The organism is Ruminococcus sp. YRD2003 (genome assembly GCA_900109435.1).
Classification (GTDB): Bacteria; Bacillota; Clostridia; order Oscillospirales; family Ruminococcaceae; genus Ruminococcus; species Ruminococcus flavefaciens_G.
In genome coordinates, this window is sequence record FNZT01000012.1 from 99,376 (window position 1) to 111,170 (window position 11,795).

The window sequence follows — 11,795 nt, forward strand, 5'->3', positions numbered from 1 at the left end:
TAAATAACTGGTCAATGCTTGAAAATCTTTTGTTGTTGATGTATAATGATTATATATTTTTGGGGATAGACCTCAACTGGATATGCGATTATTATTTATAAAATAAGGGGGGACCTAACTATGAGTTTTGTTATTAATGGAACTACACTTGAAAAATATGAACCTGATGACAATGATGTCGAGGAACTGATAGTACCGGACGGTATAAAAGTGATCGGTGATTCGGCTTTCTCACAGTGTACCGTTAGCAGGATAGTTCTGCCAAACAGCGTCAAAATAATTGGCAATAGCGCATTCTGGCAGTCGTGGTCAAATCATATCAATATACCGGATGGGGTCACAGAGATAGGCAAATTAGCATTCTGTGGCAACAATATGCTTGAAGAAACCAATATTCCCATTGGTGTGAAAAAAATCGGCGAGAATACGTTCTGGTCCTGCTCTCGTGTGACTAAAATAAGGATACCTGATACGATTCAGGAAGTTGATAAAAGTGCATTTGAGGACTGCCGAAACGCCTTTGAGCTATATAACAAAAATGGCGAGCATATTACTATTCCCTTTATCAGAGATTGGGGGAAAAGCTTTGCAAGGAAGGTCGTGGAGCTTATATGTGCTTCACCGCAAAAACGTGAAGAATTATTTGACGACTTTGAACGTGAAGAACTAAAAATACCTGTTTCGTTATGGATGTCTTTGGTTGATGGAAGCGCAAAAGCGGCTGATTATGTAAAGGAGCACGCGGCGCAGGCTTGCCGTTGTCTCATTCTTGACCTCGATAATTTCAGCTTCCTTACCGATACTATCCTTGATGAACTCGATGAAGACGATGCACAGGAGCTTTACCAGCTTGCCTGTTCAGAGGAGGCGGCTGAGTGTGCCGCTATTCTCAATGATAGATTCAGCTTTCCTGATGAGGAAGAAGCGGAGCAGGATGAGGACGAGGAAGATGAGGATGACTATGCTGAAGAAGATGAGAATGATGAAGTCGACAGCGATATCCCGTCCGAGCCCGATGACGAGGAGGACACCCCTTCGTACAGGTACATAAAGATAAGCGGCGACAGTATTGCCGACTTCATTGCGCAGAACGGAGCTCCTGCCTCGAATGAACACATATCGGTCGGTTGGGATGAGGAGAACACCGCTCTCGTTCTGCTGACCTATGATACGAAGCTGCTGAGGGCGGAGATAAGTGCCATAATTAGCAGGGTGTTCACTGTCAAATTCAGCGGATATGATGAGGTCGACATCGAGGACAAGACGAATCTGCTTTTTTCGGACGCAAAGGGCAAGGCTATAATTGAGCTCCCTGTTGATATAAAGCGTGAAATAATTACGCTTTATAACGGCGTTATGAAGTCGTATGCTGCCTATGGCAAGGATTACGAGAACGCAGTCGCAGATTATGACTGCGGCACGGTCAAGGCTATGTTCGACGCTCCGCCCATGTACTGGGATGATGACAGCATTAAGGAATTTTTTGATTTACTTCCCGAGTTCACCGCGCTGACCTCCTGCTCAGCAAAGGAGGTCTCTGAGCTGACTTTGCCTTATACCTGCTGCTCTGTCGGCGACCTCAGCGAGATGACGTGCCTTGAAAAGCTCACGCTGAAACGCCGTCAGATAAACATAGGTGACGATGTCCTGTCGGAGGGGCTGACGGTTGTCTCCCCAAGCGGCGGACCAGCTGAGGAGCTCGCAGAGGAGAACGGCTGCACCTTTATCGCGTGTGAGCCTGAACCGCCTGTAGGGAGAGTATCTCCCTCTTCCGAATGGAGCATCATAGCTCCCGATGAGAGCGTTTGGGAGGAAAGAGCGGGCGGAGATACATATATACTTTCGTGTGTTGCTTACGGCGACGCCGACCACCCGTCCAACACCCTTTTCAAGTTTTTCAGCGGTAACAAGGAGACGGAGTTTCCTCCCGACTGTGTCAGCTTCTACGAGGACGGCAGTGACAGCATCAAGCTTGCATACCTGCATATGCAGATGAACGTTTTCGGGCTGTTTACAGTGCATAATATCCTCCCCATTGTAAGAGTGTTCATCAACGGCAACTGTACCCTTATGCAGTGCTCGGGCTCAAACAAGGCGGAGAGCTCGGTGCAGCTCACGAAGACGATCTATGACACGCTGTCGACGATGCAGACAAAGGGTGGAACAGCCGTTGCTTTTAAGCCTTTCCCCGAGGAGAAGGTACAGGAGATTATTGACGGATTTTTTGACGACAGCAGTGACGATGACGAGGACGAAAACACGGACCCCGGCGGAATCCGCTGCGACGAGGATACAGTCGTCAATGTCAGCGACGACTGGGAGATAACGGTTCCCGCGGGGTATCGTTACAGTACAGACCACGAAGAGATAGGTCACCGCAGGCTTGTCTTCGGACTTGATGACGGCACACTCGATTTGAGAGCGCCATTTGATTCAACGGTCAACTTTACAGTGACTTGTCCTGTTAACGCCGAGGATAATAATGGCGGTGAGCCCTATGATCCTCAGGAACAAGCGAAACAGTTCGCGTTTATGGGAAACACGATATTTTCAAACAGCCAGATAGCGGTTCTTATGGATTCTCCTGTTCCGAATGAGTCGGACAGCGGCGAAGACTACTATATCACACGCGGAAATGTATTTACAAAAAATGCGACGTATGCTTTCCAGTTCTTTGACCAGAAGTCGGGCTCGGAGGATGAATCAGCCGAGCTGCTGAGAGGCATTCTTGAAACAGTCACCGCGCTGAACAAAAAGCTCGCTCCGATGAAAAAGCTCGAGGGAGGCAAGCCTGCTCCCTCAAAGCTGACCGTTGCAAAGGACTGGAGCCTTACTGTACCCGACGGGTATCTCTGCAAGACTGAAAAGGACAACAATGAGGCGGAGCTGCTTGCGACGATACAGGACGAAGCTGCCACGGAAACATGGAAAATCGAACGCACGCCGACTAAGGTCAGCGGAGTTGATGATCTGCTGTTCTACGGCGTCAGGATGAAGATAGAGCATATGGTCATGGGACCGAGGCTCAGTGGTGACAATGAGAAGGAGTTCGTGCTCCGCCATGAGAGCGATCTTAACGTGTTCTGTCAGCTCAAAAGCACATCCGAAAACGAAAACGGCGCAATCGAAACGTCGGTATTCAAGGTGCAGATCATTACGCTCAATGCGATGTATGAGATAGGTGTACGCCTTGATTTTGTCGGTACTCTTAGTGAGCACTTTGAGAGGCTCCTCCGCATAGCAGGAACTATCAGCAGCGCAGACGAAAAGGAGGCGCCGAGCTATCTTTCGGGATTTGCAGCGATGAATTCCGATATACCGTTTACTGTTCCGAAAAATAGCGATACCCTTGCGATTTACGAGCAGGCAAAGGAGAACAGCGTCGCATTTACAGGAATTATGCGTATGGGCGGCGTTTTGAACGATTCGCTTGAATATGCGCTTGAAGCGATATCGGGCGACGATGCGGGAAGCTTCCCGCTCTCCGAAAAGGCATGGGAGGCGGCTAAGCTTTTCCGTATGCACGAGGAATTCTACGACCCGCGCTCCGACCGCGAGCAGGAGCTTCTGCACAACTATATCCGCGAGATAAACTATCTGCACCTGTTCCGCTCATTTGCGTGGATACTTTCGGAATATGCCGAGGTACACGGCTGCACTCTGTCGGATATCCCCGCTGATGAGGTGGTATGTGCAGCGCAGCTTGCTGGCTCGCGAAAGATAAACTATGACGAGACGCGCTTCCCTGCGATATGCGGACTTCGCGACGGCACGTGTGCATATCTGCCTGACAGCAACAAACAAGACTATATTGCCAAGCTGCCCGAAGGGGAGGGCGAAATGGGAGAATGGAAGCGCGGCAGCCTGATAACGCTCAGAAATGAGCTTACGGAGCTCTATCCGTGCATTCAGCACCTGATAAGCTATCTTGAAAAGAGGCGCAATAGCCGCAAGCCTTTGCGCGGCGACCAGTCCGATGCGGTGTATGTATGGATAGCACTCACATTGGCGGCAAGCCGTCCGTTTGTGCTGACCTCTGCTCCCATGAATTACGATTACGATGAATCAGAGCGTCCGACATATGAGTATTTCAAAGCTGCAAACGGAATGCCTGCGCTTGACGGAAACTACAGCAGCTACTACAGCGATGACGACGCCGATGATGACTACAGCGGATATGAGGAGCAGCGCGAGCAGGAGAGGCTCGAACGCATAGCAAAGAACCGCGAACGGGTCGAGGAGAACTGCGAGGTGGTGAGCTATATCCCGAGCATCAAGGGAAAAACGTTTGTAGCCACGGGTCTTGAAAGTGATGATGAAGCGCGGGTAAAGAGCCTCATTGAAGCTGAAGGGGGCTTCCTGCGTCAGTCGATATCGGGAAAGACGGACTATTTGATTGTTGAGCCCGCGGGAATGGGCGAGAGGAAGTTCAGCGACGTTCTCGCTCAGGCAGACAAAGGGCATACTGTCAATGTCATATTCTACGAGGACTTCATGCGAAGTTTTGATGAAGATGATGACGACACTGCGGAGGAAAACACCGAGCTGAGCAATGCCATAGGCAAGATGAAGGAAACCATTGCGCAGAGCACGGATGAGATGAACAAATTCCTCGATATACAGAAACAGCAGCTTGAGGAGAAGGAACGCAGAAAGCAGGAGAACCTTGAGCTGCAAAAGAACCTTTCCTCCGAGGTCAGTGAGACCGATATTACAGCCGCTAAGCTCTATGCGACCCTCCTTTATGAGGAGGCTGACGACGCTGTTCTCAGCAATGGCGCTTTTTGCAGCGCCTATGAGGAGGACTTCCCCGAGCTCGAAGCGGATGACCTTGCGGCGCTCAGGGATAAGGTGAGGGCTGACCGCAATGACCCTGCCAAGGCGGAGGCAATGGAAAGGGTTTTCCGCTCGCTGCCATATGACGTCCGTCTCATGTATAGTGTGAAAAATGCGATGAATATGTACAGCTACAAGACCGACGAATCCGTTTCGGATTTTGCAGAGCGCACTGCAAGCCGCTGGTTCACGTCCGAGGAGCTCCCCAAGCTGAGGAGTGATATTGCCGAGCATACCGTGGAGCTGCGTAAACAAATGGATATGCAGCTCTCCATGGCAAACAGCGGGTGGAAAAAGTTCTACAGTGCAAAGCCGTTCCTCACGATTTCGCTGTTTGACGAGGATATGCCCGATTTTGACCCCGATAACAGGTTCATGGTCGATTGCACCACATATAAGGCAGCAGTGCAGCTCGCTACATCGGGCTTGATGAGAATGTCACTGTCGCTCAGCAATTATTTCCCGCTCTACTGGGGAATAGACTGCGAGAGCATATGGGAAGCCGCATACCTTAATGCGCCGTATGACCGCCGTTCCGAGAGCGGTGACGACGCGAAGAAGCTTGCAGAGCAAGCGTTCAGGAAGGTCGTTGGGGACAGACCGGTGTCCAAGCCTGTCACTCCAGTGTTTGAGAAAACTGTTCCAAAAGCCGAGCCTGAAAAAGCAGTCACATCTGCACCCGTGGCGGAAGATTTTGCTCCAAAGAAAAAAGAGGGCTGCTACATCGCAACCGCTGTTTATGGCTCATATGATGCGCCAGAAGTAATGGTTCTCAGGCGATTTAGGGACGAGGTACTTAAGAAATCAATTCTCGGCAGAGCGTTCATCAAGGTCTATTATACACTCAGTCCGCCTGCGGCAAGGTGGCTGCGCAATACCAAGCATATCAATGCCGCAGTCAGAAGAATACTTGATAAATGGGTTGAGAAGCTAAAATAATGGAGGCGAATGCTTATACATGATAACAGATGCTGATACAAGCCATATTCATTGATGTTATCATGAACCAGCTATATTACATCGGTAAATATGACAGATTTTCTTGTGTCAAAGAAGTAGTAAAATAAGCGGTTTACAGGACAGCCGAAGCTGTCCTGTTCCTTTTGCAAGGTCTTGACAAAAAATAAAGAGCGTGTTAGAATACATTTATCAAGTAATATAATCGCAAATGCATATGATTACAGGAGAAGCATATGGAACAGCTATTAGTAAGCCATTGGCATAAGAATACAAGATATGAGATACAGAGCATTGACGGTACAGAGTACATCGTTCCCTGCGAATATGGCTCGGTGTATGATCCTATCAAGAGCGAAAATGAAATGATGACCGACGCACTGAACCTCGGCAAGTATCTAACTGAGAATGAACTTGGCCAGAACGAAATGCTACTGGATTTCGTACACGAATACGGTCTGCTCGGCATCATGCCTGATATTGCAGGCTCTGACATTGGTCGCAACGAGCGCGTTATAGTCCGCGATAACATCTTCACAGAGAGCGGAATTGTTGAGGTCAACGAGTTCGCAAAGCAGTTTTTTCCTCTCGATAACATCGATATACTTGACAAAGTCAACAAAAAAGGCAAGCTCAGACTTAACTACCGCAGTCCGATATACGCAACGATGTTTCTGCGGAAGTATAGGTACTGCGAACCGCTTGACTGGGTAAAGAAATACTTCAAATATCTGTATAGCTTCATGCTCAAAGAATCGAAGCTCCTGGAGTTCTTACCTCCACGTCTGACATACAAGATAGATGACCGAAACGGTCTGAACCTGCTGTGCGAGTACGATTCGCTGAAAGCAATGATAGACTTCGCATTCGCCAAAGCAGTGACAAGTGACAAGAAGCCTATCCGCTCCTGCAAAGAATACTCTCAGAAGCACTACATATGAGCGTATGCTCCAGCTCACGCACCGTGTATACCCTGCTATCGGTCATCTGCGTATCGACAAGATCACAGCAAGGCAGTTGCAGAGCTTTGTGAACTCTCTCGCCAAGGAGGGGGCAAACGAAAAGACAGGCAAGCCCCTTGCACCGAAAACGATCCGTCACAACCTGAGCTTTATCTCAGACGTATTCAGTTATGCGGTCCGTATGGACTTGGTATCAGACAATCCTTGCAGGAAGGTAACTATCCCGAAAGGCGAGGTCAAGGAGAAACAGATTTATTCACAGGAAGAGATGGCGCATCTGCTTACTGCTATTCAAGGAGAGCCTCTGAAGTATAAGGCATTCTTCTTTCTGATAGCTTACAGCGGTTTCCGCAGGAGCGAGATGCTCGGCCTTGAATGGAAGGATATTGATTTTGAGAACAATATCATTACTATTAAGCGCACCTCAAATTATACCGCAGAGCGTGGTATATATACCGACACCACAAAGACAAAACGCTCTCAGCGAGTTTTGAAAATATCTCCGTATATAATGGAGATACTGAAAGACTATAAGCTGGAGCAGGACGAAGAAGCACTCCGCCTCGGAGACAAGTGGGTAGAAACTGACCGTTTATTTGTTAAATGGAATGGCGAACCCATGAACAATCAGACACCCTACGGCTGGCTGAAAGAGTTCTGCGAGAAGAATGATATGCCTTTCTACGGTATACATAGTTTCAGACACTTTGCGGCAAGTTCGCTTATTTCAGCAGGTCTTGATGTAACAACAGTATCAGGCGCATTAGGTCACTGTAATTCAGGAACTACTTTGAACGTATACTCGCATATGTTTCAGAACGCACAGGCGAAGGTATCGGAAGCAATGGACAAAGCCTTTGCCTTTCTGCCGCAGAAGGAGGATACGGAATAAGAATAATACTATGAAGGTATAGTATAAGAATAAGCTCGCTGACATCTGATGAAATAACAGACAGCGAGCTTATTTTTTTAGTAAAAGCTAAATGAATAATATTCACTATTATGCATTAGAGATAATGTAAAAAAGCGAGGCTTGTACGCTAAAAAATATGCGTAGCGTACAAATAGCGTACAAACTCATTTTTTAGGAAAAAAGAAAACCCACAAACGGCTATTTTAAGCCATCTGTGGGATCGCTAAATGGTGACCCGTACGGGAATTGAATTAATTCCGAGCATTTTAGTAGTTTATAGTAAAATGCGAAAATGGCTGAAAATTGCGGATTTTTGAAGCTTCATTTATAGTAATTTCAAGCGGTTTCAGTCGATTTTTAGTACAAATAAGTGCCAAACAAGTGCCGAAAGTGGCGCATTGTCCTCCGAAAAGTAAACCAACGTTCAATGAATATATAGCAGGGATATTTCTGAAAAAGAAGCGTTTATCCCTGCTTTTTTCTTATACATTGAGGTGTTAATCGCTTCATTGAGGCTCACGTTTCGAGTGCCAGTTTGTTTGAAAACTGCATCTTTTATTTTTCAGTTACGACCCATTCGCCGGATTTTGTTGAACCCTTACGATATATTTTTCCCTCGCGCTGGAGCTTTTCAAGGCGATACTTGATCTTTTGCATAGGAACTCCAAGCTTCTTGGCAAGTTTATCTCGTGTGATTTTCGGATCGTTCAATAAGCAAGAGATTATTTCTTTTTCAATATCAATTTCTTGTCGGTTTTCTTGTCGGTTTTCTTGTCGGTTGGAATTCTCTGTTTCCTCAGCTTGAATTCTTGCGAATTCCTCATTGATATACGCGGTTACCATAGTATAGTCGTCGGTATCATTGCTTGGCTCAAAGACGAGCTCGGGAGAGCCATTCTCCTTCATAGCGTTCTTAGCTCTGCGTATACCTGAACCGTAGGACTCTATCAGATCAAGCGAGAAGAACATCTCCTTCAGTTCAGGATTGAGATATACGCGGTCACGGAACTCTGTATCGCTGTTCATTGCTTCAATAGTGACAGGCGGCACAGGTCTGTTATGATTGATAAAGGAGATATGATCCTTGTAGATGTAAATACCGATATATTCTTTTCTGCTATATTCCTTGTGGAGTATGCAGTTGGTCGCAAGCTCGGAGAACATTGCAAGCGGATAATTATAGACCATTCTATGTCCGACACGGTCAGGCTCGCGGACTGTATACGCGGACATTATTGTCTCGCTGAAATAGTCGATAACTCGCTTGGCTTGTATCCATATCGGACCGTCGAACACCTGCGATACCATTTTATCCGTTCCGACAGCCTCGCGAATGACCTCAACTCTCGCATAAGGAATGAAGTCCTGCGGCTTGTCCGCGAACATCAGCACAGCGAAATTTTTGGCGCGGTAACCGCTGTAATCGCTTTGGCTGATAAGTCCCATAGCCTTAGCCATATCGAGCTTTGGCATAGAGCGTATATCAGGCTTGGCGTTGGTCGCAATGAGGTACTCTTTCATATACTCATAGTTGAGATCGTCTATCGTAGCTGTTTCATTGAGCTCGGACGAGAAATGGAAGTCCGCAAACTTTTTGAGCAGCTCGAATTCCTCACGCTTATTTGGAAGCCTTGTATCGCGGCGGACACGGATATATCTGCCTGCCTTCAGATTTATGCTCTTATCCTTTTCAGCCTGCTGCTTAGTCTCATAAGGACCGTCGTTTCCTGGCTCCACGGCGATAATGATATATGTCCTGCCGTCTATATCGTCCTGAACAAGTTGATAGTTAGGGAGCGGCGTTATGTTGGAAAGCAGGGATTTTAAGCCGTTTTCCGTCGGTTCAATGTTACCCTTGTCTATGCCTGTTATAGGGCGCATAGGGATTGCCTTGATACCGTTTTTTTCGTCATTGACTTCCTCAACGCCGATAAAGATAAGACCAATCTCGCGGTTCATATAGTTATTGCAGAAAGCACAGGCTGTCTTGAGTATGGTATCCCTGCCGCTGGCAGATTTCTTGTATTCAATATAATCAGACTCAACAGCACCGCTTTCAATGATGTCATGAGCCATTTTCCGTATATCTTCACGTTTCATAGACTAACTCCCGCATAAGGTATATGGTTAGTATTGTTTGTTTACAAGCTATTATACCATAAACGTTGGTATTATTCAAGTCCCTGGTCAAATGAAAAAATACAAAGATATAGAACAAAAATACATATGAGAATCCTAAGTTGTTTTGATGTATTGAATAGGATTGCTTTTCAGATGAACTGAAAAAATGATTTATCCGCGTAATAACATCAGAATATTTCATAATATTATTTGCGAACCACTGAGCAGGACTTGTTGTACTAATGCAGTAAATTAGTGCTTCCTGTCTGAACACGCGCACTAATACTTGTATCTGGCTTCTTTCTAATTTCGCAGTGCAGTTATCGGGATGACAAAAACGCCGTCTTCACGTTGGTATGCTGCATTTGATAGTCCGCATATAACACATAAAAGCTTCGGAGTACGTCCGTTGTCAACTTCGATGCTGTGGCTTATTTCTATAAGATTGTTTGCTGCTTCATCAATTTGATTGGCGCCAAGTTTTATTTCAAAGGCGTACCACTCGCCGTCGGGACCTTCAAGAACTGTGTCAATCTCTTTATTCTTATAATCCTGATAATGAAATGCGTTCAATCCGTTCTCCTCGGCGTATATACGGAGATCGCGTTCACAAAGGGCTTCAAACATGAAACCCGCTGTTTCAAGATCGCCGATCAATCTTTCAGCGTTAGCACCAAGCAGCGCACAGGCAAGTGACGGATCCGCAAAGTGTCGCTTTTCAGCTTGTTTGAGTCTTGTTGATGAACGAATATTTGATGCGAAGGGCGGAAGATTATCAGTAATAAAAAGTCTTTTGAAGATATCAAGATACTCAGTTACAGTGTCAATATTGATATCGTCATCGTCGATTTCTTTGATATCTTTTTTCAAGGTTTTATTCGTAACGGTTGTACTTTCATTTCTTGCAAGAGAACGAAGCAGCAGCCTTAGCTTTCTGCTGTCGCGTTTGATTCCGTCAAGTCTGAAAATATCATCTTCAACAACTGCGTCAATATACTGCGTCGGCAGAAGATGAGCCTGTGATTCGGGAGTATCAAGATTGCCAGGCCAGCCGCCGCGAACTATCAGCTGCATGAGCTTTCTCAGGTCAACTTCTCCCGTCATACGAGGAGTGAATTTTCCGTCTATCATATCTTTCAGCGAGACCAAACCCGATGAGTCCTTTGATTCATAAAGCGACATCGGTCTCATTCGGAGTCTTGCTATCCTGCCTGCGCCGCTGTGCATTATTCCTTTGTGGTTCGGTGTAGCGGAGCCTGTTAGTATGAATTGTCCCTTTGAGGCTCGTTTGTCCACCTCAAATCTTACTGCGTCCCATAGAGGAGGAACTTCCTGCCATTCGTCGATAAGTCTTGGTGTTTCTCCCTCCAGAACAATACTGGGGGACATTTCTGCGAGCTTGCGATTCTGAAAATTGTTAGCAGGGTCGCCTATCAGTATCTCACTGTTGGAGTGGTAAGCCGAGCTGCAGGTCTTTCCGCACCATTTTGCGCCTTCTATGCAAAGCGCTCCAAAAGCAGAAAGGAACTCATCAATTCTGTTGTCGATAAGCCTCGGCATATATTTTTCATTTTCCATTTTCAGCACCTCCTGTTGCTACTATTATAACACAACCCGAGAGATTTGGCAAGTACAATCCGAGAGATTTTTAAAATTCAATCCGACACATTTCGACAGACGACAGTAATCTTCTGCAACAATCCGCGCTATACATACCGTATAACTTGATTCAGTTCACCGATTTGTAATATTTTGTAAAAAATTTATTAACGGTATTGATTTCGTTATAATTCTGTGCTATAATGCTAATATAGAAAATATATCCCCGTATATTTGAGGCTATATTCCGAAAGGGGCTTGACAGTTATGCATGGTGGCACTACAATGAAACATACATACATACATACATACATACAGCATAATTGCGCCCTCAACAATTTAACAACGTAAAATAAGCGTATCTCAAAGGATAGGTTTCGTTGAGGTGCGCTTTTTTGTATTTATCA

At 46.1% G+C, this 11,795-nt stretch carries 5 protein-coding genes; 3 read left to right on the forward strand and 2 right to left on the reverse strand.

What is annotated here, in order from left to right; genetic code table 11:
* Positions 1 to 120 precede the first annotated feature (120 nt).
* From BMX22_RS11380 to BMX22_RS11390, 3 genes are all read left to right on the forward strand, one after another.
* A complete protein-coding gene (locus BMX22_RS11380; RefSeq protein WP_074742560.1) occupies positions 121 to 5,775 on the forward strand; it encodes a leucine-rich repeat protein in 5,655 nt (1,884 codons plus the stop codon).
* 254 nt (positions 5,776 to 6,029) lie between these two features.
* The gene (locus tag BMX22_RS16895) at positions 6,030 to 6,734 is read left to right on the forward strand and encodes a hypothetical protein (protein WP_074742561.1); all 705 of its coding nucleotides are present in this window, start codon (positions 6,030 to 6,032) and stop codon (positions 6,732 to 6,734) included.
* A complete protein-coding gene (locus tag BMX22_RS11390; RefSeq protein ID WP_074742562.1) occupies positions 6,679 to 7,647 on the forward strand; it encodes a tyrosine-type recombinase/integrase in 969 nt (322 codons plus the stop codon). Before BMX22_RS16895 ends, BMX22_RS11390 begins: the two co-directional genes overlap by 56 nt.
* Before the next feature lie 576 nt (positions 7,648 to 8,223).
* Here the strand turns inward: BMX22_RS11390 and BMX22_RS11395 are convergent.
* Positions 8,224 to 9,768, reverse strand: coding sequence for an RNA-binding domain-containing protein (locus BMX22_RS11395; protein WP_074742563.1), 1,545 nt, complete (start codon positions 9,766 to 9,768; stop codon positions 8,224 to 8,226).
* Positions 9,769 to 10,092: 324 nt separating this feature from the next.
* Complete coding sequence (locus tag BMX22_RS11400) at positions 10,093 to 11,367, reverse strand: ATP-binding protein (protein ID WP_074742564.1); 1,275 nt, start codon at positions 11,365 to 11,367, stop codon at positions 10,093 to 10,095.
* Positions 11,368 to 11,795: the final 428 nt, after the last annotated feature.